The organism is Lysinibacillus sp. UGB7 (genome assembly GCF_049058285.1).
GTDB classification, from domain to species: Bacteria; Bacillota; Bacilli; order Bacillales_A; family Planococcaceae; genus Lysinibacillus; species Lysinibacillus sphaericus_B.
Genome location: NZ_JBMGUV010000002.1, coordinates 228,199 through 254,220 on the forward strand (window position 1 = coordinate 228,199; position 26,022 = coordinate 254,220).

The window sequence follows — 26,022 nt, forward strand, 5'->3', positions numbered from 1 at the left end:
CATATAAAAGCGGCGAAAACGGTCAGTCTATCGGTGCTAGCTACCATTATAATAATTTCTTCCATTCCTTTGCGAGCATGCCATAAACCACGTGGTCAACATAGTGATCGTACAGCCATTCAGCGGCGCGAATCGTTCCTTCTGTTGTAAAGTTTAGTCGCTCAGGTATAGCACGACTTTTTACATTACCTGCAGCGGCACGAATTTCTACTTTATTAAGCTGTAGTTCTTCAAATGCATAGTGCATTAAAGTTTTTACTGTTTTTGTCATAATGCCATGTCCTTGTGCGTCTTTACTAAGCCAATAACCGATTGTGGCAATTTTATTCGAAGGATTGATACTATTAAAGCCCGCAATGCCAACGATTTGATTACGAAAAATAATAACTAGCGAAAGGCTACTTTTTGCTTCGTAGCCTGCGATACAGCTTTCAATATAAGCCTTGGAATCGGCTACCTCTTTTGTGAAATCAAGCCAAGGCAACCAATCACGTAAATATTCTCTCGATGTATCAGTTAGGTTAAAAACTGCTTGTGCGTCTTCTACAGCAACAGTTCGTAAAGCTAATTCTTGATCAATGGTAATTTGCATGCCATTCACTCCAATTCTTTAGGTTTTCCCGCTTTAACGGTAAGAAAGTCGAACAACTGACCGTTAAAGCCCGATTGGTTCAACTAGCAATCAGTGAGGTGATGAAGAAAGCCCCACTGAATGAAGTTTCTTTTTATCCCGTATTAACGGTAAGTAAGTCGAACAACTGACCGTAAACGCCCGATTGGTTCAACTAGCAATCAGTGGGGTGATAAAGAAAAACCCCACTGATTGAAATTTCATGTTATTTTAGGGCATTATGCATAAAGCTCTTCATATCTTGACTTAAAATGGTTAGCTCTTCGATAATTTCACTAAAATCTTGTACAAGCTGTGCTTGTTCATTCGTTGCATCGTTGATTTGCCCCATATTTTGTCTTAAATTTTCGAGATTTGAATTAATGTTACGAAGGGATGTTTCAATATTTTCAGTGGCACTAGATGTTTCAAATGACAGCTTTCTAACCTCTTGTGCCACGATATTAAAACCAGCGCCATGTTGTCCCGCACGTGCAGCTTCTATGGATGCATTTAAGCCTAATAAATTTGTTTGGCGAGAAATGCTTTTTATTAAATTTGTCACGTCATTTGTTTTTTCGGAATCTTTAAGGGCATGTTGCGCCTGTTTGTTTATTTCCTCACTTGTTGCAGCTAGTTCTTCAGAATGTGAGGCAATGGTATGTACTTTATCTTGCAAGCTATTTACAATGTTATCCATTGTATTCATATAGTTTTCGAGCTTGAGCTCGCTATCAATTGGAAGACCGAAAGCAAGAGCACCGATGACTTTGCCATTTTCTCGAATTGGAAATGAAAATGCATTGATGGCAATGCCATATACGTCTTCTGGGATAATGACATCGGCATTTTGTCCGCGAAAGGCAATAAAAACGTTTTGATCATTTGCATTTACTTTTTGCCCATCATGATAACCTGAGTCAACACGTTTGCCAGCTAAATATTTTACAACGGTTTCACTTTCTTTTTCAACGACAGCCACGATGGCTTCTTCTTTTAAAGCAAGATGGATGTAAGGTGCTGAAAGTGCTAAAGCTTCAATAATACTCATAAAAACGCCTCCAATTTTGGTGAAGAAAATAGTCTAGTCATCCAACTTGTATATACAGTGATTTCTAGATGTATCGTTTCCAGTCTAACACAAAATTTTCCAAGCCAAAACAGTTGGTCTATTATTTTTACTGAAAAAACTGTGACAGTTGTAGTCACAGTTCAGATTGACGACAAAAGGCATCGAGAGTGAATTCCTTTATGCCTTTTGCTCAAGTTTTACTACCAAATTGAACATACTTTTCGAGTAGCTTCTTTTTATTAAGCTGCACTTTTCTAGTTGTTCATGTTTCTTGATTCTTTGTCATCATGGTTCATCAACTCAACAATTTATTTTAGCATGTGTTACATATGAATTTAGTTGATTGGAACAGAGGGCGATGACTCCTGCGGCTCGGCCCAGCCCAGCCCGCGGGAAAGCACTCGCCCGAAGTGGAAATAAACGGTTTTATCTATATTTATTTGGTCAGATTTTGCGATCTGTATGAACCTACTTAAAAAATGTCAAATAAAATCATTAAGAATAATAGAAGAAAGAAGATATATTTGTCTATTTTTTGACAACTTACAGTGTTTTTTGAAGAATGTTGTATTAGAATAATAGATAGAAATGGGTTGTTAATAGGGAGAGAAGGAAATGGATTATATACAAAAGGGAACAAAAGCATTTAACAAAGCAAATTGGGCCCTATTTTTAGCGGGATTTATTACCTTTGCAAACTTATACGTATCGCAGCCATTGTTACCGACATTTGCAGAGGAATTTCATGTATCGCCAGCAGTTGCAAGTCTTTCTTTATCGGTGACGACATTTGCGCTGTCGATTAGTATGATCATTGTAGGCTCCTTATCGGAGGCCTGGGGGAGAAAGTCATTAATGACGATTTCTATTTTTGCAGCATCTGTACTGACGCTAGCACTAGCTTTTTCTCCTAACTTTGAAACGATACTAGTTTTGCGCGTTATACAGGGCGTTGTTTTTGCAGGATTACCTGCGATTGCAATGGCCTATTTAGGAGAAGAAATGGACCCCCAGAGCCTCGGTGTTGCTATGGGTCTCTATATAAGTGGCAACTCAGTAGGTGGACTTAGTGGCCGTGTCATTATTGGTACTTTAACCGACCTTTATAACTGGCAAGTGGGGATGATTGTGCTTGGCATTATTAGCCTTATTATTAGTGTGCTATTCGTATGGATGTTACCGAATTCTACGCATTTTTCGCCACGCCCATTGCAATTTAAAGCATTGACGACATCGCTTATTCAACATGTAAAAGATCCATCGATGCTTTGTCTTTTTGGCATTGGTTTTGTGTTAATGGGGAGCTTTGTCACACTTTATAACTATATTGGTTTTAAATTGATGGCACCGCCGTATAATTTAAGTGCCACAATTGTTGGTTGGATTTTTGTTATTTATTTGGTCGGTACTTTTAGTTCAGCTTGGTTTGGTAGTTTAGCAGATAAATATGGACGACAAAAAATGTTACTATTGGCGATTGCGATTATGTTTGCAGGCGTACTCGTGACATTAAATGGTCTGCTCAGTTTGAAAATTATCGGTATTACAGTATTTACTTTTGGTTTTTTCGCTGCACACTCAATTGCCAGTGGCTGGGTTAGCAAACGTGCCACTCATGATAAAGCACAGGCATCTTCTCTGTATTTATTTTTCTATTATTTTGGCTCTAGTGTAGGGGGCACGGCAGGGGGCATATTCTGGATGCACTACGGTTGGATAGGTGTCATAGCCATGATTACGGTCTTTTTAGTCGTGGCTTGTTTGCTATCGTTTTTATTAAAGACAATCATAGCTAAACAACGTTTGGTTACAGGTCATTAGTGTTTAAATTAAAATCCACTTCAATAGCCTACTGTATTTTTATCTACCTGATTAGCTTACTGTTCCAATTATCGATTGAAGGTACAAGTAAAACGGTTTGGATGAATAGCTTGTATGCCTACCTCTTGTCCTTTTTGGTCTAGTTTTAGGACAATTCCTATTTAAGAAGCTTACTCAAAAACTATTTACAAAGATGATTTATATCCTGTTACTTGTTGTAGGTGTATTCTTACTGGGATAAAGTGTATTAGCGATGTTTTGATTATGCTTTAAGGGTTAAAGTTAAATGAATGTTATAACGAAAAGAAGCATGTCAGACCAAGGATGATCTGACATGCTTTCTTGTGTTTAACCCATAATATTGTAGCCTGCGTCGATGTAGATTGTTTCGCCAGTAACACCACGTGATAGGTGAGATAGCATCACAATTGTCATATCTGCCACTTCGTCTTGCTGAACATTTCGTTTTAATGGTGCTGTTTCTTCGATTTTGTGTAAAATCGTGTTGAATGAAGGCACACCTTTTGCTGCAAGTGTGCGAATCGCTCCTGCAGAAATGGCATTGACACGAATATTGTCTTGACCAATATCAGCAGCTAGGTAGCGCATGGAAGCTTCCAATGCAGCTTTAGCGACACCCATAACGTTATAGCCATCAAGTACTCGTTCAGCACCGAGATAACTCATTGTTACAATTGAACCGCCTTCGGTCATGTATGGATGAGCGGCTTTTGCTGTTGAGATAAGTGAGTAAGCACTTGTATCTTGCGCAAATGCATAGCCATCACGAGTTGTCTCTAAAAAGCGGTTGTGTAAATCTTCTGCATTAGCAAATGCTACAGAGTGTACAATTCCGTGGATAACGCCAACTTTAGCGCCGATTTCATCGAAGGCTGCCTTTGTGCTTTCGTCACTGTTGACATCACATTGAACAATAAAGGCTTCAGGTTGACCAAAATTTTCAAGTTGTTTTTGTAATTTTTTTAATGAACGTTCTTGACGATACGTGAAGATAACATTAGCGCCGACATCAAATAGACGTTTCGCGATTCCCCAAGCAATACTACGATCATTCGCTACGCCCATTACGACGATATTTTTATCTTTTAGCTGTAATAAATTATCCATCATCTATAAGAACCCCTTTGCAAAATAATATCTGTTATTAGTACCAACTACTAAAATCTTATCATACATAAATTATGGTTGCAATAACAATCTGAAAAGAGTGTCTAACTTTATATTACTGGTAGTTCACACAGTAATTTATCCAGACGTTTGCAGAATGCCATAGTATTCAAGTAGAAACGATAAGCGATAGGGTGAATGGTTAAAACGAAGCCGCAATGAGTCATTGTCGATTGGAGATTTCAACAAAAAAATTCACCTCAAATCGTTTGAGATGAACTTTATACAATAGGAGTTGCGTGGATATGGCATAGAACCAAGGAGCACGGTTATAGTTACAATAAAAAGGCACCCGATTAAGGATGCCTTGTGGTACAGGAGCTGAATAAAACTATTCGAATTTTAGCGAATCGCCATCAAATGTTTCATCGGCTACCTTGATAGAATCAGTTGGGCAGCCTTCGAAAGCGTCTTGCATGTCTTCTAGTAGATCTTCTGGAACTTCAGCAGTTCCCATGTTATCATCTAAAATGACGAAGGCAATACCTTCATCATCATAATCATAAATGTCAGGTGCTGCGGCTCCGCATGCGCCACAAGCGATGCATGTATCTTTATCAACAATTGTGTATTTAGCCATTTCTTTCTCTCCTTTTACAATGTTCCTACAAAGCTTCATACTCATTTTAAAGATGTTTATCTTACATTTCAACATAATACTATTAAATTGGAGGAATTTGCTGCAATGTTTCATCAAATTTTATTGCAAATTTTTCAGAAGCTCAATAACGAACGAACCGTTTCAGCAGCCTATCATGTGTTAAGAGGGAAACGTTCTGGCCAGACGATTCAAGACGTTGGACTCTTTCAGCTACATAACTATTTTGGATTACTTCCAAAGTTACCTCGAGCAACATTCGATGAGGCCGTTTCCACGTTTTTGCAATATAGTTGGTTAAATATGCAGGAATCTGGTCACTATTCCATGAAAAAGCTAGGTTTACAGCGTGCAGAGCAGACAACAACTTTTTTGTTTGATGGTTGGCATTACCGAGGCAATGAGCATATGTTTGTTGCTCGACTAGCACTGATTGTACAAAGTTTATCGTATCAACGAGCTGATATACACTCATTTTCTCCTATTAGCAAAGATCCACAGGTACAGGTGTGGGTACGTGCTTTCTTGATCAATCATAACTATCGGTCTGGGCATTTGCAACAACAGCTATTCGAGGAATGTCAACAGGTACTGGCTGTGTTGCCTTTATCTGATCGAAACAAACAGCTAGTTCTCTATCGTTTAAGCGGTGATGGCTTACCAGGCTGGACGTGGCAGCAACTTGCAAGTGATCGCAAGGAAACCGTTTTAGATAGTCAATTAGCATTTATTGAATTGCTACATACACTATTGAATGAAGTACACAAGACCAATCGTTATGTGCTGCTTGGTCAAATAGCAGATGGGTTACGAATTAAAGCGTTGCTGACCGATTCCACGCAACAAACTGCTCATTTATATGAGCAAGGCTATTCGATTGAGCAAATTGTCCAGTTGCGCAATTTAAAACAAAGTACGATAGAGGATCATTTAGTTGAAATAGCTATGAATGAACCGAACTTTTCCATTGGCCCTTTCGTCTCATATGAGGAAGCGGAAAAAGTTTGGCAGGCATCCAAGCAATATCAAACAAAAAAACTAAAGGCATTGCACGAAGTGGTTGAAGGGATGAGCTACTTCCAACTCAGACTTGTCCTTGCGAAGGGAGAAGTATAAATGGAACTAGAACAAACATTAGCGAAATATTTTGGCTATACAACTTTTCGCCCTGGACAAAAGGAAGTAATTGAAGCAATCCTTGCTGGAAAAGATGGGATTGCATTGTTACCAACAGGGATGGGTAAATCACTTTGCTATCAGTTACCAGGATATATGTTGCAGAAGCCGGTTTTAATTGTGTCGCCATTATTATCATTAATGCAAGATCAGGTGGAGCAATTAAAACGTATGGGGGAAAAAAGAGTAGTTGCCTTAAATTCATTTTTATCACTCGACGAAAAACGTTATGCACTGCATTTTTTAGAGCAATATCGTTTTATTTTTACGTCGCCAGAAATGCTACTGCAACAACAGGTTCAAGATAAACTGGCAACAATGGAATTAAGCCTAATTGTGGTCGATGAAGCACACTGTATTTCGCAGTGGGGTTTTGATTTTCGTCCAGATTACTTACGGATTGGTGAATGGTTTTTACAAGAAAAACGTCCGCCAGTGCTAGCATTGTCGGCAACTGCCACGCAAAAAGTTGTCAATGATATTCAAACAACTTTATCGCTAAATGCACCATTTGAATTTATGTATAGTGTGGATCGACCTAGTATTTCTTTGGGGCGTGTCGTATTTGCAGATCGTGCAGATAAAGCAAAGTGGATACTGCAGCATATTAAAGAAACAGCGGGACCGGGTATTTTATACATGTCTTCGCGAAAGCGTGCGGAACAATACAGTGAAGCATTTACACAGGCGGGGATACGTGTGGCTGCTTATCATGCCGGCTATGGGGCAGAGGATCGTCAGTTTATTCAGCAGCAGTTTATTGACGGAGAGCTGGACTGGATTGTGGCTACCAATGCTTTTGGCATGGGAATCAATAAGTCAGATATTCGTCAGGTAATCCATGAAACAATGCCAGCGAATGTCGCCAATTATATGCAAGAGATTGGGCGAGCAGGACGTGATGGTGAGCCTGCACTTGCGATTCTACTGTATTGTGATGGGGACGAAGAGCTTGCTAAATTTGTCGTGACAGGCGATTTACCGTCATCCAGTCATGTAGATCGTTACCAAGAGCTTGTTATGCAGCATGTGCAACCATCGCAAATGCTAAAAAATGGAGAGCTGAGTGAGACGGCCTTTCGGGTACTCGCATACTGGTTACAGCAGGAGTCTGTGGAGCAAGTGAAAGCACGTCTAAATCAATTGGTACTAGAAAAATATCAAGCAGTTGATGAAATGTTAAAAATTACTCAGACAAAAGACTGTATTCGTGCACAGTTAGTCGGGTATTTTGGGCAAAAATTGCAGGAAAAGCCTGAAAACTGTTGTGAAAATTGTGGAATCCATTATGATGAAATCAATAAAGAACGCTTAAAGGAAAAGAAAAAAGTAGAAATGATATCTTGGGAAAGTCGATTAAAACAACTCTTAATGGGCTTTTAGACTATAATTGACGGTCATTTACTTTTTTCGCAAAATTCGTCATAATAGAATGATAGAAAGCGTAGTAAGGTTGGGGGTACGGACGAATGAGTAAAGAAGACTATCGTGATAAAATCGAAGAACATCGTCAATCATTTGAAGAAGAACAACAAGAGCAGCAAAATCTATCCAGAGTTTCAAGAATGACCAAAAATGGAAGCACTAACAAGAAGCCAAAAAATACGAAACGTAAAACGCCGTTAATGACCATTCTTTTAGTAATTTTTATACTAATCCCATTAACGATATTAATCTATTTGGTGAAATTCTATGAACCTGGTAAAACGATTGAGGAAGCCGAAAAAGATTCCATGGATTCTATTGTTGAGATTGACAAGTCGGGAGATGAAGCAAAAGCTTCTGCGGCATCAGATTCAAAGGATAAAGAAGAAAAAGATAATAAAGCAAATGAAGAAGCAAAAGAGCAAGCAAAGAAAGACGCTGAGAAGCTAGCTTCTCAACAAAAGGCTACTGAAGATGCGAAAAAAGCAGAAGAAGCTAAAAAAGCAGAAGAGGCTAAATTAGCACAGCAACAGGCTGAGGCGGCAAGAAAAGCGGAAGCAGCGAAGAAGGCCGAGCAAACACGTAAAGCAGAAGAAGCTGCGGCAAAAGCAAGTACACACACAGTCAAAGCAAATGAAAATCTATATCGTATTGCATTGAATCACTACGGAAATGGTAGTGAAGCAACGCTTGCAAAAATCCGTGCAGCAAACGGCATGACTTCCGACACAGTCATAGTTGGCCAGGTTATTAAACTACCATAAGGAAAACAAGTGTCATTCATTGGCAATGATGTTTTTCTAGTATAAAATAATGGACAAACGTCAACACCAAGTAAGGCTAAGGCGGACGTTTGATTTAGTGAAAAGGCGATTCTTCATAAAACGAATCGTCTTTTTGCTTTCGTTAGGAGGAGTAAGAGATGATTTATATCGGTGTATTTCTTTTAGTAGTCATCGCCTTCCTGCTCTATATGTGGAAGGTTGCGTATGAAAACAATGTTTTACATCATCAACTAGTGTTGAAGGGTAAACAAGAAAATATTCGATTATTTTTTATATCTGATACGCATTTACGAAAAATTAACCGTCAAATGATTGAACAGTTAAATGGCCCATTTGATGCAGTCGTAATCGGTGGGGATTTTGCAGATAGCCGTACACCTATTTCACGTATCCATGAGAACCTCGATTTATTGACACCGCTAGGACCTACCTATTTTGTTTGGGGGAATAATGACAGAGAAGTTGGTGAGCAACAACTCCGTAATATTTTACAACAACATGGCGTGACCATTTTAGCCAATGATGCTATCCTACTTCCCCAGGAAAATCGTTTTTGGTTAAGTGCCATTGAAGATACATCTACAAAAAAATATAGCTTTGATGCAGCATTTGAAAAAGTTGATGAGAAGGATTTAGTGGTCTTTATTTCGCATAACCCTGGTGTCTTTGCCCGTGTACGTGCAAAATATAGAGCAGATTTAATGATGGGTGGTCATTTACATGGTGGTCAAATTAGACTTGGTCCGTATGGTGTGCATCCAAATGGGTCTTATCGCGAGCGTGATGGTGTGATGACACTTGTGAGTAACGGCTATGGGACAACATTACTACCATTTCGCCTTGGCGCAAAACCACAATGTCATATAATTGACATTGAAATTTCGGGTAAATAAACAGCTAAAAAGGTGTGGAAGGCGTATAATGTAGATAATCGTCGATTTATAGAATTACCCACTAACAGCAGATGTATCGCAAATAGGAATGTGCTATGCGGGCAACTGAAGCGTCAGCGAAAAATACGCTGGTGCAATTTTGATAGGAGTGTCAAACAATGCAACAAGTAGATGCAATTATTGTTGGAGGAGGCCCTTGTGGCTTAGCAGCAGCAATATCTTTGCAAAATATTGGTTTACAGCCGATTGTGATTGAAAAAGGAAACATCGTAAATGCGATTTACAATTATCCAACGCATCAAACTTTTTTTAGTACGAGTGAACGTTTAGCCATTGGTGACGTGCCGTTCATTATTGAGGGACGGAAACCAAAACGAAATCAAGCGCTTGTTTATTACCGAGAAGTGGTGCGTTTGAAAAATATTCAAGTGAACCGTTTTGAAGCAGTCGGAAGTGTTGTGAGAAATGGTGAGGAGTTTACAGTAACGACAGATAAAGATGTGTATAAGACACCTTATGTCGTGATTGCAACAGGTTACTATGATCATCCAAACTTTTTGGATATTCCGGGTGAGGAATTACCGAAAGTGTTCCATTACTTTAAAGAGGGACATGAATTTTTCGATACAGATGTCCTTGTTATAGGCGGTAAAAACTCAGCAATAGACGCCGCGTTAGAGTTGAACAAGGCTGGAGCTCGTGTAACAGTGGTTTACAGAGGTAGGGAGTACTCACCTAGCATTAAACCTTGGGTACTACCAGAGTTTGAAGGAATTGTGCGTAACGGAGAGGTCTCAATGCGTTTTAATACAAATGTCAAAGAAATTCGTGACCATGAGGTTGTAGTAGAAGTCAACGGTCATGAAGAAATCTTAAAAAACGATTTTGTTTTTGCCATGACAGGTTATCATCCAGATCATTCTTTTATTAGAGCGATGGGTGTAACCATTGACGAGGAGTCAGGTCGTCCGTTCTGTCAACCTGAAACAATGGAGACGAATATTGAGGGATTGTTCATAGCTGGTGTCATTGCAGCGGGGAATAATGCCAATGAAATCTTCATTGAAAATGGCCGTTTCCATGGTGATTGCATCGCTAAGGCAATCGCCCAAAGAAAATAATAACATGAAGCTGTATAGGCATGAACTGCCTATACAGCTTTCTTTAACTTTATTGATAGCTTAGACGGATAACATGCGTAAAGTGACGGATAAAGTCAGAGAAGTGACGGATAAAACCAGCAAAACGTCGGATAAAACCAGCAAGCAAACACCTATCGACAAGGGGGGGAAAGAATGATTGGGCTATATTGGCTTTTAAGCTACGGGATTGGAAACTTTATGACTGCTTATTTCGTTGGAAAAGGATATGGTGTAAATTTACAGGAAGAAAGAAGCAAAAACTTAGGTGCTCGTAACGCTGGGAGTGTAATTGGTAAGACAGCATTTCTATTGACGTTACTTGGTGATTTAGTAAAAGGTGTCCTTGTCGTTGTGTTGGGACGTTTATGGCACTTTGAAGAGTGGGTAGTTGTAGTGGGGGCGGGCCTTGTAATTGTCGGCCATTTATATCCGGTTTGGCTGAGATTGAATGGCGGCAAAGGGGTGGCCACTTTTATTGGTGTTGGACTTGCATTATCCCCCAATTTATTTGTAATGATGATTGTCGGGACTGCTATGGTGCTTGCTGTAACAAGAAGTCTGACGCTCGGTATGATAGGTGGCTTCATTTTATACGTAGGAGCAATTGTATTGACAGGCAATTTGCTAGTATACATACCGTTGATAATTGCTATAATCTGTATGCTCATTAAGCATTCATCGAATATAAAAGAGTCTTTGGAACGAGGGAAGTGAGTGTATGTATTGGTGTAAAGTAGCGCAAACAGAAGCGGAGTTTGATGCTATTGCGCAGTTGAATTATGAAACTTTTGTTGAGGAAATTCCCCAACATGAGCCGAATGCAAACCGAAGAAAGATTGATCGTTTTCATCATGAAAATACGTATTTAGTAGTTTATAAAGAAATAGAGCTAATCGGTATGCTGGCCTTTCGAGATCAACGTCCATTTTCTATTGATGAGAAAATAGGCGAGGTGGAGCAATATTTACCACAAGATATTTGTAGTAAGCTATGTGAAATTCGCTTGCTTGCCATAAAAAAGCAGTATCGTACAGGACGAGTTCTTCTGAAATTAACACAAGCTTTGAATGCCTTTGCCTATGAAAAAGGCTATTCCGCTGCCGTTATTTCCGGTACGACTCGTGAGGAGAAGTTATATAAGCAAATGGGTTTCACACAATTTGCACCAGCAGTTGGATCGGAGGCTGCAATGTTTTTACCAATGGTATTAACAAGACAACAATTTGAAGCGTCTTTACAGCACAGACTGGCAAAGGCGAGTTATACATTTTATCCTGGGCCAGTGAAGCAGCAAGGAATGATGTTGTATTCGGAGCTATCCCATCGTTCGCAGACCTTTGAAGCGTTGTATGAGCGCATGACAAACAGGCTGCTGCAATTATCAGCGGCCAAATTTGTTGCCACATTCGTAGGTACAGGTACGTTGGCAAATGAAGTCATGCTCGGACAATTAAAGGAACAGCAGCTGGGGCGAGGGCTCATTTTAACGAATGGTGAATTTGGGGAGCGCCTTCGCAAGCAAGCGCAACGCTGGTCATTGGATTTTGATGTCATTGAGCAAGATTGGGGAATGAAGTTTGAAAAACATCACGTAGAATCTTATTTACAAACAAATGCCTATCAATGGTTAGTCGCTGTGCATGGGGAAACTTCTACAGGAACATGTAATGATTTAGAGGTACTCATTCAGTTGACAAAGCGTTATGACGTAAAGTTATGCGTAGATTGTATTAGTTCCTTTGGCGCGATGCCGTTTTCGTTAGAACAATGTTATCTGGCAACAGCCGTGAGTGGTAAAGCGATTGGGGCCCTTAGTGGATTAGCGTTTGTTTTTTCCGAGGAACTTGCGAAGCCTTCTTCGACTTTACCGGCTTATGTAGATTTAGCCAATTATCAGCTAGGCACTGTTCCATTTACATTACCAGCCGTTCTTGTTGGGAATGTCGAATCGGCGTTACAAGCTTATCCAGCGCGTTACGGGCAACTACAGCAACGCTTTGACCGATTGCTGCAGCTACCGTTTATGCACAATCAGTTAGCAACGTCACATTATCCAATGATTATGACGTTGCGTTGCCCAGGGGCTCTAGCATACTTAGCAACTGATTTAAAATTGAATGGCTTGTTTGTTCATGGTGATAGTAAATATTTGCGTCAACGAAATTTAATCCAGCTTTCGGTTATTCAGCCCGATTATGAGGAAGCGATCGTAAAATTGCATGAAATTTTACGCTTTTATGAGCAAATCGTAGTTGCATAAGCTGACGTAAATGTTGAATACATTGTATTTAAAGGAAAAATTCCTTTAGGTTTAGTGGTGCTCCTACTGTATTTAGACCGATTAATAATTTTAATCTTGCCTTTTGCCCGTTTATCCCTGTTGCAAAAAGTGCACCTAAGTCTTCTAACATCTTGCCGCCACCAACGTAGCCATAGACACCTTCTGCAATGCCGTTAAAGCAACGGGATACGAGTACGACTGGTATACCGCGTTCTAATAGACTTTCAATGCCTTTGACAACTGCTGGTGGAACATTGCCTTGACCGAGTCCTTCTAAAACGACACCGTCATATTGACAGGCCAGCACAACATCAAGTAAATCAACTTCCATCCCAGCATATACTTTTAGCATGGCTACTCGTTTTGATAACGAATGGACGTCTACATAATGACGACGAATGGGGGCATGATGAAACAAAATGCGTGTTTTAGTAATGAGGCCAATCGGTCCATATTGTGGTGATTGGAACGTATTGACTGAACTTGTACTCGTTTTCGTTGTATTGACTGCAAGGTGTACTTCGTCATTCATGACAACTAACACACCTTTATCACACGCTTCGTCATCCACTGCGACACGTACAGCTTCAACTAAATTGTAGATTCCATCTGCGCCTATTTCGTTGGACGAACGCATGGCACCTGTTAATACGATAGGGATATGCAAATTCGTCGTTAACTCTAAAAAGTAGGCCGTTTCTTCTAAGGTATCTGTACCATGTGTAATGACTACGCCATCGATTGGGGCAGCTGAAACTTTTTCCATAATTAAGTTACGTAAACTAAGCATTTCGTTTGGCGTAATATGTGGTGACGGGAGGTTAAAGGCCTCCATTTCTATAATGGATGCAAGGGCATCGAGCTTATTACTCTCTTTCATAAGCGGATTTTCTTTGTTTGGCATGACGGCTCCTTCAGCACTCATAGCCATGGAAATTGTCCCGCCAGTATGAATTAGTAAAATTGTTTTTCTCATAAAATAAAATCTCCTTTTTAAAATCTTTTTTGTCATTACATGGTATAATAATTACAGTCTATCTTCACACAGTAGATGTATTTTGTGGCGAATGCGCAGTGTGCCACAGAACACTGAAGGAAGATATAGCCACCGGCAAATGTCACGGATTTTGATAGGAATGAAGGAAGCTAGCCTAAATTCATCGCATCCATGCGAAACGGCCAACTGACCTACATTGGTAAAAGCGCCACGAACTGTGGCTTTACCGAAAAGACCGACATCATGTCGTCCTTCACGTAGGTTAGCACAATCCAATAATCCGAACACAATAAGCCAAGGCAAAATTGATGGTTGAAAGGGGCCGGCATCATGATCATTCTTTTATCAGCTGCCATTGCTCCCGGTCTAGCGCTTTTCAGTTACTTTTATTTGCGCAATCAAATGGCAACGGAGCCAAGAAAAACTTTACTTCAAACGTTTTTATATGGTGCATTTTTAACGTTCCCGATTCTGTTTCTACAGTATGTGCTGACAGAGGAAGGGGTTTTTCGATATGTTTATTTACAAGATGTTCTTTTTTCCAGTGTCGTTGAAGAATTTTTTAAATGGTTCGTTCTATTAATAGCGATTTACAATCATGTGGAATTCGATGATCCCTATGATGGCATTTTATATGGTGCAAGTGTATCTCTTGGTTTTGCGACGATTGAGAATGTTTTATATTTACTATCTTTCGGCCTTGATACTGCATTTATGCGCGCATTATTACCTGTGTCGAGCCATGCGCTCTTCGGTGTGGTAATGGGTTATTACTATGGACGTGCCAAGTTCTTGAAGTTTGCAAAAACAAAAGAAATGATTGCTATGGCGCTTTGTGCACCGGTAGTATTACACATTTTATACAATACAATATTATCATTTAAAGGACACTGGGTATATTTAATGATACCGTTTATGCTTTTTTTATGGTGGTTTGGCCTACGTAAAGTAAAGCTTGCGCATTATCATCTTGTCCAACATCTGCATATGCATAAAAAAATATAAAAGCGTAGAAATTGAAATAGATTTCTGCGCTTTTATATTTTTTTTAGTATAAAATACGTGGATTGCTTCAAGCTATTTAAAAAAGGAGTGATGATAGTGCGTTTATTAAGCATACTTTTTTGCTTGATGTTTGCGGTTAGTATAGTTTCCATTCCGCAAAATGATGCCATTGCGTTTAGCGAACAACAGATTACTCGTGGAGCTTACGGAGATGATGTCATTGAATTACAGGCTAGGCTACAATACTTAGGGTTTTACACAAGTAAAATTGATGGCAAGTTCGGCTACAACACATACTGGGCTTTACGTAATTTCCAAGAGAAATATGGATTACCAGTAGATGGTGTAGCCGGTGCAAAGACGAAAAAAGCGTTAGCAGGTCATTCAGATTATGATGAAAAATGGGTAAAGGCACAGCTAAAAGCAGGCAATCAATTTACCTATTACGGTGGGAAGCCACTTGATCAGCAAGTGAAAAAAAATAATTCTGGCGGAGGTAATACAGCAAGTGGTAAAAATAGCGGTAGTAGCAATAATAATGGTACCGATACGCAAATACCTCCAAAATATACGGAACGTGAATTACAGCTTTTAGCGAATGCAGTGTATGGAGAAGCGAGGGGAGAACCGTATGAAGGACAAGTAGCGGTAGCAGCTGTTATTTTAAACCGACTCGAGAGTCCAGAATTCCCAAATACAATTTCAGGTATAATTTTCCAACCTTTGGCGTTTACAGCTGTTGCTGATGGTCAGATTTGGCTTGAACCGAATCAACGTGCAAAAGAAGCGGTTATCGATGCTATGAACGGTTGGGATCCGTCGGAAAATGCGCTTTATTATTTTAATCCGAAAACAGCAACAAGTAAGTGGATTTGGTCACGACCTCAAATAAAACAGATTGGTGAGCATATTTTCTGTTCATAGATAGGAGGAAAACACAATGAGAACAATGCTCGTTATCTTAACTGCGGCAGTCATTGGCTTAGGTGCGTACAGCATTAATTTGCACGCTGATAAGCAAAGTCTACAACGTACCGTGCATGCGCAGTACACAGAAAAATTAACCGATGCCTCAGAAAAATTATCGTACTTACAAAGAGCTGTTTCGCAGTCCTTATTATTTCAGGATGAACAAGCAATCCATAGTGAGTTGGATTCTGTTTGGCGTCTGAGTTCTGAAGTCCGATCATCCATATCTAATATTCCGATTGGACAAGAGCTTTCGAGCGAGTGGCTTGGTTACTTAGGGAAGCTTGGAGATGAGGCAAGGAAAACGGCCAAAACAGGCGATTATGAGGCATGGCGGGAAAAAATGCCGCAAGTCTCTACAAATTTACAAGCACTATCCGATGAATGGACGACTGCCACGGTCGATTATTATAAACAGGATGGCAAAATGGATGTTTGGTTGAAACAAGTAGACAACAAAAATCCAAATACCTCGTTTGATAATGTGAAAAATACATTAAAGGATTATGGCGAAAAAGACTTCCCTCTGACATTAAGTGAATCGGATTGGCAGAAAAAAATTGAGCTAAAAGCACTGCAAGATTCAGTGATAACAGAAAAAGAAGCATTAGAAAAAGTGAAATATTTATTCCCATTAATTAAAGATGCTACGTTTACAGTAACAAAAAGTAGTGATACTGCTCCGTATCCGTTTTATCATATCCAGTTCCATCAAGGTATTCGTCTTGGATACGTTGATTTAACCGAAAAAGGTGGGCATTTACTGTCCTACTTAGTCGAGCGACCTGTCGGTGAGGCAAAACTTTCACAAGAAGACGTGACGAAAAAAGCTCAAGAGCATTTAAAGAGACTTGGGATGAAAGATGTTGCATTTGTAGAATCCAGAGAAAACCATTTGGCATGGCATGTTACATTTGCCCGTGTTAACCCAAGTGACAAAGCGTTAATTTATGCGGATGGCGTCCAATTAAAAATTGCAAAAGACACTGGCGAATTACTCGGTGCCAATGCGATGGAATATATTCAAGAAGAAAAGATTAAACCGCAAACTGCAAAACCGATTGATTGGAAAACTTTCTTCGATGAAGATGTACAAGTAGAAGAAGTGAAAAATATTTACACGGATAATGGTCAATTCGAACAACGTCTTTGTTATGAAGTAATTGCCGTTAGAAATGGCAAGACGCAGGAAACATTCCGAATTGTCATTGATGCTGAAAATCATAGTGTTTTAAAAGTCGAATATTTAACGTAAAGTCAAGAAAATGCTTCCAGTTCATATAGCAAAAATTTGCATCTCATGCGATAATGAATATATATTTTATGTTCAGGGAGATGCTCATGGAAATAAAAATTGGTACGCAATTACAACTTGAACCTACGTACACAGAGCACGTAGAAAAATTCCGCTGTAAAGTCGTAGAACAAAAAGACAATATTATTTATATCGATTATCCAACGAATGTAGTGACAAAGAAAACTGCTTTTTTGATAGATGGTTCAGAATTTAGAGCAACTTTCCGTACGGAAGACAAACATTCCTTTGCTTTTAATACAGAAGTGATTGGGCGAAAAGCTGGCAATATACCGATGATTATGCTGCACTGCCCAAAAGCAGATGAGTTCATTAAAATTCAACGTCGTGAATATGTACGTGTGGAGACACCTGTTGATGTAGCAGTTCAATTTAAGGATTACAAATATCAACTGGTAACATCGGATATAAGCGCAGGTGGATTAGCACTTATCTTAAAAGGAGAACTAGCCTTTAAAGACGATGATGAAGTAAAGTTAACCATTGTACTACCATTTGCCAATGGGGAAGTTAACTATGTAACGACAGACGCGCTGGTTGTTCGTATTTTCGAAAAAGATGAATTGACGTTTGCAACGATTCAGCTAACGGATACGGATGACGTCGATCAACAACATATTGTCCGTTTTTGCTTTGAACGACAGCTAGTGAATCGACGGAAAGAATTGAATCCATTTGAAGTGTGAATTTTCATGAAAGCCCTCTTCTCAAAGAGGGCTTTTTTTGGTTATTATGATACAATATGGTGGATAGAAAGTAGGGAAGCACAGATGAAAAAAAACATTCAAATTGCGATTGATGGACCCGCAGGCGCTGGCAAAAGTACAATCGCGAAAATTGTTGCAGAATCACTAGGGTTCACATATATCGATACGGGTGCAATGTATCGTGCAGTTACGTATAAAGCGATGCAACAAAACATACATTTAGATGATGAAGCAAAATTAGCAGAAATGTTAGCAGCTAGCACCATTGATTTAAAGCCTTCTCCGCAAGGACAACTTGTCTATTTAGATGGGGAGAACGTGTCAGCAGAAATTCGTTCTAACGAGGTAACATCATCTGTTTCGCAGGTGGCTGCACATGCCAAGGTACGTGAACTGTTAGTGGCGCAACAACAAAAACTTGCAGCAAATGGTGGCGTTGTAATGGATGGACGCGATATTGCTACTCATGTGTTAAAGACAGCTGAACTGAAAATCTTTATGTCTGCAACTGTAGAGGAGCGAGCAAGACGCCGTTTTATAGACAATGAGAAACGGGGTATTGAGTCCTCCATCGAAAAGCTGCAGGAGGAAATCGCTTTGCGCGATAAAATGGACAGTGAACGTGAAGCGTCACCACTTATTCAAGCTGAGGATGCAATATTTTTAGACACGACAGAGCTATCAATTGATGCCGCGGCGCAAGCCATTTTAAAATTAGCACAAGAAAAAATGGCATAAAGCCTAAAATTTCAGACATTTTTTGAATTTAAAGGATTTATTTTTGTCTTTGTCATCAATATCGAATAAAATAGTAAGGGAAGATGCGAAGGAGGGTTACATATGTCTGAAGAAATGAACTATGCAGAACAAACGTTTAACGAAGGTGATATCGTCAAAGGTATTGCAGAGCAAGTTGATGAAAAAGCAGTAACTGTTTCAATTCCAGGTGCACCGTTTGACGGGATCGTACCAATTAGTGAATTATCGAGCTTACACATTGAAAGAGCGTCTGACGCTATCTCTATTGGGGATGAGTTAGAGTTGATGATTACAAAAGTTGAAGATGAAAACTATGTATTATCAAAACGTAAAGTCGATGCCTTAAAAGCGTGGGACACACTTGAACAACAATTTGCTTCAGGGGAAATATTTGAAGCGGAAGTAAAAGATATTGTTAAAGGTGGTCTTGTCGTAGATTTAGGAGTACGTGGCTTCGTTCCGGCATCCCTTGTAGAAGATTATTTTGTTGATGATTTTGAGAGCTATAAAGGTCAAACTTTAAGTTTTAAAATTGTTGAGCTAGATAAAGAAAAAAATCGTTTAATTTTATCTCACCGTGCAGTAGTAGAATCTGAAAAAGCTTCTCAAAAGAAACAAGTCATTAACCAAATTAAAGCTGGTGATGTGTTAGACGGTAAAGTTCAACGCATTGCTTCATTTGGTGCATTCATCGACCTGGGTGGTATTGATGGGCTTGTGCATATTTCACAAGTATCGCATGAGCATGTGAGTGATGTGAGCGAAGTTTTATCGGAAGGACAAGGCGTACGGGTTAAGGTTCTTTCTGTAGACCCAAAAAATGAGCGTATATCGTTATCCATTAAAGATACGCTTCCTGGACCTTGGTCAGATATCGAAGAACGTGCTGCAAAAGGCACAGTATTTGATGGCAGAGTAAAACGCCTCACTTCATTTGGTGCATTTGTGGAAGTTTTACCAGGCGTAGAGGGCTTAGTGCATATTTCGCAAATTGCCCATAAGCATATTAACACGCCGCATGAAGCATTAAAAGAAGGACAAGAGGTACAGGTAAAAGTACTTGACGTGAATGCAGATGAAGGTCGTCTTGCACTAAGCATCAAGGACTTACTGGAAAACCCACAGGCTGAAGAAGTAATCGACTATGAATTACCCGAAGAAAACACAGGGTTCTCTTTCGGTGATGTCATTGGCGATCAACTAAAAAACTTTAAATAACTAATAGCAGCGAGGATACGTTATGTATCCTCGTTTTTTTTATAGAAAAGTTGGAATGACGGATAAAATAGAGGAAGTGACGGATAGAACGGCTGAACTGACGGATAAAACCGCAAAACTGACGGATAGAGCTGACACAACACAGATAAGAATCAAAAATCAAAAATATTGCAGTAAAAAATGCCTAACTAATAGGTAGAACAGTAAAAAGCGGTCCCTTTGATGGATATGATATGATATAATGGCATTTTTCGTGTATAATAGCGAAAGACAAGAAGTTGGAAGGATGAAGTACAGATGACGAAACCAGTAGTAGCCATCGTAGGTCGTCCGAACGTAGGTAAGTCGACGATTTTTAATCGTATCGTTGGAGAACGTGTATCGATCGTGGAAGATATTCCAGGCGTAACACGTGATCGTATTTATAGTTCGGCAGAGTGGTTAACACATGACTTTAATATTATTGATACAGGTGGTATTGAGATTGGAGACGAGCCTTTTTTAGAACAAATTCGTCAACAAGCAGAGATTGCCATTGAAGAAGCGGACGTTATCATTTTTATGACAAATGGTCGTGAAGGTGTAACAGCGGCAGATGAGCAAGTCGCTAAAATTTTATACAAAACGAAAAAGCCAGTCGTATTAGCCGTTAATAAAATTGATAATCCAGACATGCGCGAAATGATTTATGATTTCTATGCACTTGGCTTTGGCGAGCCTTGGCCAATTTCAGGCTCCCACGGTTTGGGCTTAGGGGATTTATTAGATGAGTGCGCGAAGCATTTCCCACAAGAAGATGAAGAACAATATGGAGAAGAAGTCATTAAGTTCTCTTTAATTGGTCGACCAAATGTTGGGAAATCTTCACTAGTAAATGCATTCTTAGGTCAAGATCGCGTGATTGTAAGTGACATCGCTGGGACAACACGAGATGCCATTGACACGCCTTATGAATATGACGAACAGGAATATGTCATTATCGATACAGCAGGGATGCGTAAAAAAGGTAAGGTATATGAAACGACAGAGAAATATTCTGTGTTACGTGCATTGCGTGCAATTGAACGTTCTGATGTTGTTTTAGTTGTTCTAAATGCAGAAGAAGGCATTCAAGAACAAGACAAAAAAATCGCGGGCTACGCACATGAAGCAGGTAAGGCGGTTATTATCGTTGTCAATAAATGGGATGCCATTGAAAAAGACGAAAAAACGATGAATTTCTATACACACCAGATTCGGGAGCATTTCTTATTCTTAGACTATGCACCAATTATTTTCGTATCAGCGAATACGAAACAGCGAGTTCATCAAATTTTACCAATTATCCAACGTGTAAGTGAAAATCATGCAATGCGTATTCAATCATCTATTCTTAATGAGGTAATTGAGGATGCTGTGGCACGTAACCCAGCGCCAACGGATAAAGGGCGTCGTTTACGCCTTTATTACGCAACGCAAGTGGCGATTAAACCGCCAACATTCGTGATCTTTGTAAACGAAACGGAACTAATGCACTTCTCTTATGAACGTTTCTTAGAAAACCGTATTCGTGAAACATTTGATTTTGAAGGAACGCCAATCCGTCTAATCACACGCGCGCGTGCTTAACGAATATTCATACACACAGTACGCCAACCTGACATTATGTAGGGTGGCGTCTTTTTACAAGGAGGGGTTTTTGATGGAACGAGTTTGTGTATTAGGGGCAGGCTCATGGGGCACAGCACTTGCGATGGTACTTGCCGAAAATGGGCATGATACGCTTGTATGGACGCATAGAGCCGATCAGGCAGAAGAAATTAATAAACAGCATACAAATAGAAAATATTTACCAGAAACGGAGCTACCTACGAATTTACATGCTACAAGTCATATTGCAGAGGCGGTAGCGCATTCTAAAACGATTATTGTTGCTGTTCCAACAAAGGCTATTCGAGAAGTATGTGACAAAATGATTGCCACACTTGATAAAAAGGTGCTATTTGTTCATGTTTCAAAAGGCATTGAGCCTGATTCATTGAAACGAATTTCTGAAATTTTGGCTGAGAGCTTACCGGCTGAATTTGTGGAAGAAATAGTAGTGCTCTCTGGACCAAGTCATGCCGAGGAAGTTGTTTTGCATCACCCTACAACGATTACAGCTGCTTGTGCAAATATTGAGGCTGCTGAAAAGGTGCAGGATTTATTTATGAACCAATTTTTCCGTGTCTATACAAATGAAGATGTCATTGGCGTGGAAATGGGTGGCGCCTTGAAAAACGTGATCGCATTAGCTGCAGGTATTACGGATGGCTTAAACTATGGTGACAATGCAAAGGCTGCGCTTATTACGCGTGGACTTGCGGAAATTACGCGACTAGGCGTGAAAATGGGCGGCAATCCATTTACGTTCGCAGGACTTACGGGCATGGGTGATTTAATCGTGACATGTACAAGTGTGCATTCACGAAATTGGCGTGCAGGAAACCTGCTAGGCAAAGGCATGAAGCTTAAAGAAGTGCTAGATCAGATGGGCATGGTGGTTGAAGGTGTACGGACAACAAAGGCAGCCCATCAATTGGCGGAAAAATATGATGTGGCTATGCCGATTTCTACGGAGCTTTATGGTGTGCTTTTTAACGATGTTGAGCCAAAAGTGGCGGTCGATGCGTTAATGATGCGTGTTAAAAAGCGAGAAATCGATGAGCTGACACAATGATCGCAATAGTATTATAAATCAACTTGTCTATTTCGTCTTAAAATGGACACAAATGAGGTGTCTCGGAATTACTTCTGAGGCGCCTTTATGTTGTACTAAACGCCAATTTCCTGGCTTCTCTGCCCCTTTAGCTACAATAAAAAGGTTGTTAAAGTAAGGGACAGTTATTTCATTTTTACGGAAGCGCATAGTATAATATACGTTGATTGTCTCATGACATTGATGAAAGGTGGTTGTTCTGAATGGGTCCGTTAGCACATATGCCAGCACTCGATATAATGTGGGTATCATTTTATTGTATTGGCTTTATGATTATTTCAGTCGGTTTAATTTATTTAAGTAGAAATAAGATTTCAAATGGTTTTTTACGTATCATCGTAAATTTAATCGCATACATACTGTTTGGACTGGGTACATTTTTAATGGTACTTATTGTTGCCACATGGCCAGCTTAACAACAAGGGGGAGTAAATGACATGAAAAAACGAAGTGCCTTTCTTTTGATGGCGATAGCAGCAGTACTACTAGTTGGCTGTGCTTTTCCAGAAGATCAAAAAGTAGCTAACAAAGTACCAGATGTTGACCAACTTGCAGCGGTGCAACGTGCGGTCAATGAGTATCGTGAAGCAACTGGTGGCCTTGTACCTATTAAAAATCGTGATATGGATACAGATATTTATATAAAATATTTAATCGATTTTGAAAAACTTATTCCGAAATATATTGCACAAATTCCGGGCAATGCTTATGAAAAAGGTGGCATTTATCAATATATTATTTGGGATCCTGAAAACACGGCTCAAGTAAAATTAGTAGATTTAAACTCCGCGGAGCGTATGCGAGAGTTAAATATTCGCAAAATCGGCATGAAATATATGCCGATAGAGGGTGCTATTTCTGATAATGTGTATCAAATAAACTTTGGTAAATTAGGCTATGAATCAGAAGTAACCGTGAAAAGTCCCTATTCAGGTGCTGAATTACCAATTTTTATGACTGGTGATGGCGAATTGCATGTTGACTATGCGATTGATTTAAATCAATTATTAAAAGAAGACAAGCCTGATGTACAACCAGGTGATGATATTCGTCAACTTCTTGTCGATAAATATCCGGTGGTACCTGCTTATTCTGTACCATATACAGTAGATGAAAATGGAGAACCGACATTTATGATGGAAGCTTATAAAGCGGACAGGCAAAAAGCGCAGGATGACACAGAGGCGACACAAGAGAAAGAAACAGAATCAAAGTAATGTACAGCTCCTTACACAAATTGTAGGGAGCTTTTTCATATTTATTGGCATGCTCGCATATAGTGAAAAAGCGTAGATAAAGGAGGCAGAAACCTTGAGTGAAGCAGTATTTAAAGAAATTGCAGAGCGCACAAATGGCGATGTTTATATTGGTGTTGTCGGTCCAGTACGTGTAGGTAAATCAACATTTGTAAAAAAAGTAATGGAAGCGGTTGTGTTACCGAATATTGTGGATACTACAGAAAGAATGCGAGCACAGGACGAGCTGCCACAAAGCTCGCCAGGCCCAGTCATCATGACTGCTGAGCCGAAGTTTGTGCCTGCCCAAGCAACACGGATTGCAGTTGGTGAAGATGAAATGACATTCCAAATTCGTTTAGCAGACTGCGTCGGTTATGTAATTGATGGTACAAAGGGCTATGAGGATGAAAACGGTCCAAAATTTGTGCATACACCTTGGCACACAGAACCAATTCCTTTCCAAGAAGCAGCAAAAATTGGTACGGATAAAGTGATACGTGATCATGCGAATATCGGTATTGTTGTGACAACAGACGGTACAGTAAATGGTATTCAACGTCATGCCGCAGAAAAAGCCGAAGAGGAAATCGTAGGGCAGTTAAAGGAAATTGGTAAACCATTTGTCATCTTGTTAAATTGCCAAATGCCAGCACGGGAAGAAACTGTACAGCTTCGTAACGAATTATTTGAACGCTATAATGTGCCCGTAATTGCGATTTCAATCGATCAAATGCGTGCATCAGATATTCAATATATTTTGCAAGAGGCACTTTTCGAATTTCCAATACGTACTATTGAGGTTGAGAAACCAGATTGGTTAGATGTATTAGATGCGTCACACCCGTTAAATGTGGCGCTCATTGATTCGATGGAAGAAGTACTCTCATCAGTGATGAAAATTCGAGATGTGCAACAGGCTTCAGATGCCTTTAAAGCCATTGATTTTATTGATCAAAGTGAAGTGGTACATGTAGATGCTGGGATTGGTACAGCAGTTATTCGCGTATCGTTGCAAGGAGAACTGTATAAAGCAGTTTGCAATGAATGGTTGGATGAGCCGATTGAGACGAAGCGAGATTGGCTACTATTTATTAAAGAAGCTGCTGAAGCAAAAGAAGCTCAAAAACGCTTTAAAGAAGCCATTAATGAAGCAGATAAGAGTGGTTATGGCGTAACTTTACCGATGATGCAGGAATTTGAACCAACAGCACCAGAACTGATTAAACAAAATAATTTCTACGGTGTACGTATGAAGGCAAAAGCGCCATCTTATCATATTATTCGAGTTGATATGGAATCTGAATTTGCACCGCTTATTGGCTCAGAGTTCCATAGTCAACAGTTACTTAAGGATTTAAATCATGCTTATTTACATGATCGTGATGCCCTATGGCAAACACAACTTTTTGGTACACCGCTGCATGAAGTGTTAAAAGAAGGGATACGCTATAAAATGAATGCTGTGCCACCTACAGCTAAAAAACGTATGCGTCAAACAATTGAACGCATGGTAAATGAAGGTGAAAGAGGTTTAGTGACATTTATTTTATAGTGAAAAAAAGGAAAATAAAGCGCAAAAAAATATCTTAGGGCTTTTCGTTTTTATGCGAAAAGTCCTTTTATTTTCGTATTTTGGGTAAAAAAATGCTTTTTTGGTTATAATCATGGATGAATACAGTTGCGTCGCGGTTTTCTATGTGTTACTCTTTTTACAGAATTGATTCATGACCCTTTGAGAGGAGGTGAATGGTGTGAATAAAACAGAATTAGTAAACTCTGTTGCTGAAGCTGCAGGTCTTTCTAAAAAAGACGCTTCTAAAGCAGTTGAAGCTGTATTTGATACAATTCAAGATGCTCTTGCAAAGGGTGACAAAGTACAATTAATCGGTTTTGGTAACTTTGAAGTACGTGAACGTGCGGCTCGTAAAGGTCGTAACCCACAAACAGGTAAAGAAATCGAAATCGCTGCTAGCAAGGTACCTGCTTTCAAACCAGGTAAAGCGCTTAAAGATGCTGTAAAATAATACACGTCTTCAGTTACATAGAGCAGTCTTCATGTAAACGAACATGAAGGCTGCTCTTTTTG

Annotated in this window: 25 protein-coding genes; 20 read left to right on the plus strand and 5 right to left on the minus strand. The window is 39.6% G+C overall.

The genetic code is table 11. The features are described 5' to 3' along the window. Positions 1-46: 46 nt before the first annotated feature. Positions 47-592 (minus strand): GNAT family N-acetyltransferase, encoded by a 546-nt coding sequence (locus tag ACOMCU_RS03455; protein ID WP_421049464.1) that lies wholly within the window; start codon positions 590-592, stop codon positions 47-49. A gap of 244 nt (positions 593-836) precedes the next feature. Further along, positions 837-1,661 carry a methyl-accepting chemotaxis protein gene (locus tag ACOMCU_RS03460; protein WP_010858778.1) on the minus strand — a complete coding sequence of 275 codons (825 nt, stop codon included), beginning with the start codon at positions 1,659-1,661 and terminating at the stop codon, positions 837-839. 636 nt (positions 1,662-2,297) lie between these two features. Between ACOMCU_RS03460 and ACOMCU_RS03465 the strand changes: the two genes are divergently transcribed. Then, on the plus strand, positions 2,298-3,503 hold the full coding sequence (locus ACOMCU_RS03465) for an MFS transporter (protein WP_421049465.1): 1,206 nt from the start codon (positions 2,298-2,300) through the stop codon (positions 3,501-3,503). Between the two features lie 348 nt (positions 3,504-3,851). Here ACOMCU_RS03465 and ACOMCU_RS03470 read toward each other — a convergent pair whose 3' ends face one another. Both ACOMCU_RS03470 and ACOMCU_RS03475 read right to left on the minus strand, forming a co-directional pair. Continuing rightward, complete coding sequence (locus ACOMCU_RS03470) at positions 3,852-4,634, minus strand: enoyl-ACP reductase FabI (RefSeq protein WP_010858780.1); 783 nt, start codon at positions 4,632-4,634, stop codon at positions 3,852-3,854. Between the two features lie 388 nt (positions 4,635-5,022). Next, complete coding sequence (locus ACOMCU_RS03475; protein ID WP_004232564.1) at positions 5,023-5,271, minus strand: ferredoxin; 249 nt, start codon at positions 5,269-5,271, stop codon at positions 5,023-5,025. A gap of 105 nt (positions 5,272-5,376) precedes the next feature. Between ACOMCU_RS03475 and ACOMCU_RS03480 the strand changes: the two genes are divergently transcribed. The 7 genes from ACOMCU_RS03480 (at position 5,377) to ACOMCU_RS03510 (ending at position 12,970) form a co-directional block, all read left to right on the plus strand. Then, entirely contained in the window at positions 5,377-6,405 is a 1,029-nt protein-coding gene (locus tag ACOMCU_RS03480) for a helix-turn-helix domain-containing protein (RefSeq protein ID WP_010858781.1), read from the plus strand. Then, entirely contained in the window at positions 6,406-7,848 is a 1,443-nt protein-coding gene (locus tag ACOMCU_RS03485) for a RecQ family ATP-dependent DNA helicase (protein WP_010858782.1), read from the plus strand. It abuts the gene before it with no gap. Between the two features lie 86 nt (positions 7,849-7,934). After that, positions 7,935-8,654, plus strand: a complete 720-nt coding sequence (locus ACOMCU_RS03490; protein WP_010858783.1) for a LysM peptidoglycan-binding domain-containing protein — start codon at positions 7,935-7,937, stop codon at positions 8,652-8,654. A gap of 158 nt (positions 8,655-8,812) precedes the next feature. Next, on the plus strand, positions 8,813-9,568 hold the full coding sequence (locus ACOMCU_RS03495; protein WP_010858784.1) for a metallophosphoesterase: 756 nt from the start codon (positions 8,813-8,815) through the stop codon (positions 9,566-9,568). A 158-nt stretch (positions 9,569-9,726) separates the two neighbouring features. Next, positions 9,727-10,689 carry a YpdA family putative bacillithiol disulfide reductase gene (locus tag ACOMCU_RS03500; RefSeq protein WP_010858785.1) on the plus strand — a complete coding sequence of 321 codons (963 nt, stop codon included), beginning with the start codon at positions 9,727-9,729 and terminating at the stop codon, positions 10,687-10,689. 174 nt (positions 10,690-10,863) lie between these two features. Then, the gene (locus ACOMCU_RS03505) at positions 10,864-11,424 is read left to right on the plus strand and encodes a glycerol-3-phosphate acyltransferase (protein ID WP_010858786.1); all 561 of its coding nucleotides are present in this window, start codon (positions 10,864-10,866) and stop codon (positions 11,422-11,424) included. A gap of 4 nt (positions 11,425-11,428) precedes the next feature. Next, complete coding sequence (locus ACOMCU_RS03510) at positions 11,429-12,970, plus strand: aminotransferase class V-fold PLP-dependent enzyme (protein WP_421049466.1); 1,542 nt, start codon at positions 11,429-11,431, stop codon at positions 12,968-12,970. 28 nt (positions 12,971-12,998) lie between these two features. Here ACOMCU_RS03510 and ACOMCU_RS03515 read toward each other — a convergent pair whose 3' ends face one another. Next, positions 12,999-13,967, minus strand: a complete 969-nt coding sequence (locus ACOMCU_RS03515; protein WP_421049467.1) for an asparaginase — start codon at positions 13,965-13,967, stop codon at positions 12,999-13,001. 351 nt (positions 13,968-14,318) lie between these two features. Between ACOMCU_RS03515 and prsW the strand changes: the two genes are divergently transcribed. The 12 genes from prsW to ACOMCU_RS03575 all read left to right on the plus strand — a co-directional run bounded on the left by prsW (position 14,319) and on the right by ACOMCU_RS03575 (position 25,960). Continuing rightward, positions 14,319-14,993, plus strand: coding sequence for a glutamic-type intramembrane protease PrsW (prsW, locus tag ACOMCU_RS03520; protein WP_010858789.1), 675 nt, complete (start codon positions 14,319-14,321; stop codon positions 14,991-14,993). 96 nt (positions 14,994-15,089) lie between these two features. After that, positions 15,090-15,917, plus strand: coding sequence for a spore cortex-lytic enzyme (gene sleB, locus ACOMCU_RS03525; RefSeq protein WP_010858790.1), 828 nt, complete (start codon positions 15,090-15,092; stop codon positions 15,915-15,917). Positions 15,918-15,933: 16 nt separating this feature from the next. Next, positions 15,934-17,217 (plus strand): PepSY1/2 domain-containing protein, encoded by a 1,284-nt coding sequence (locus ACOMCU_RS03530; RefSeq protein WP_010858791.1) that lies wholly within the window; start codon positions 15,934-15,936, stop codon positions 17,215-17,217. Positions 17,218-17,303: 86 nt separating this feature from the next. Then, positions 17,304-17,963, plus strand: a complete 660-nt coding sequence (locus tag ACOMCU_RS03535) for a flagellar brake protein (RefSeq protein WP_421049468.1) — start codon at positions 17,304-17,306, stop codon at positions 17,961-17,963. Between the two features lie 84 nt (positions 17,964-18,047). After that, on the plus strand, positions 18,048-18,722 hold the full coding sequence (gene cmk / locus ACOMCU_RS03540) for a (d)CMP kinase (RefSeq protein ID WP_421049469.1): 675 nt from the start codon (positions 18,048-18,050) through the stop codon (positions 18,720-18,722). Between the two features lie 102 nt (positions 18,723-18,824). Beyond that, a complete protein-coding gene (rpsA, locus tag ACOMCU_RS03545) occupies positions 18,825-19,961 on the plus strand; it encodes a 30S ribosomal protein S1 (protein ID WP_010858794.1) in 1,137 nt (378 codons plus the stop codon). 297 nt (positions 19,962-20,258) lie between these two features. Then, the gene (gene der / locus ACOMCU_RS03550) at positions 20,259-21,569 is read left to right on the plus strand and encodes a ribosome biogenesis GTPase Der (protein ID WP_010858796.1); all 1,311 of its coding nucleotides are present in this window, start codon (positions 20,259-20,261) and stop codon (positions 21,567-21,569) included. 73 nt (positions 21,570-21,642) lie between these two features. Continuing rightward, the gene (locus ACOMCU_RS03555) at positions 21,643-22,659 is read left to right on the plus strand and encodes an NAD(P)H-dependent glycerol-3-phosphate dehydrogenase (RefSeq protein WP_421049470.1); all 1,017 of its coding nucleotides are present in this window, start codon (positions 21,643-21,645) and stop codon (positions 22,657-22,659) included. A 242-nt stretch (positions 22,660-22,901) separates the two neighbouring features. Further along, positions 22,902-23,114, plus strand: coding sequence for a DUF2768 domain-containing protein (locus ACOMCU_RS03560; RefSeq protein WP_010858798.1), 213 nt, complete (start codon positions 22,902-22,904; stop codon positions 23,112-23,114). Positions 23,115-23,135: 21 nt separating this feature from the next. Beyond that, complete coding sequence (locus ACOMCU_RS03565; RefSeq protein ID WP_010858799.1) at positions 23,136-23,915, plus strand: hypothetical protein; 780 nt, start codon at positions 23,136-23,138, stop codon at positions 23,913-23,915. Positions 23,916-24,009: 94 nt separating this feature from the next. After that, complete coding sequence (gene spoIVA, locus ACOMCU_RS03570) at positions 24,010-25,488, plus strand: stage IV sporulation protein A (RefSeq protein WP_010858800.1); 1,479 nt, start codon at positions 24,010-24,012, stop codon at positions 25,486-25,488. Between the two features lie 199 nt (positions 25,489-25,687). Continuing rightward, positions 25,688-25,960 carry an HU family DNA-binding protein gene (locus ACOMCU_RS03575; RefSeq protein WP_004232618.1) on the plus strand — a complete coding sequence of 91 codons (273 nt, stop codon included), beginning with the start codon at positions 25,688-25,690 and terminating at the stop codon, positions 25,958-25,960. Positions 25,961-26,022: the final 62 nt, after the last annotated feature.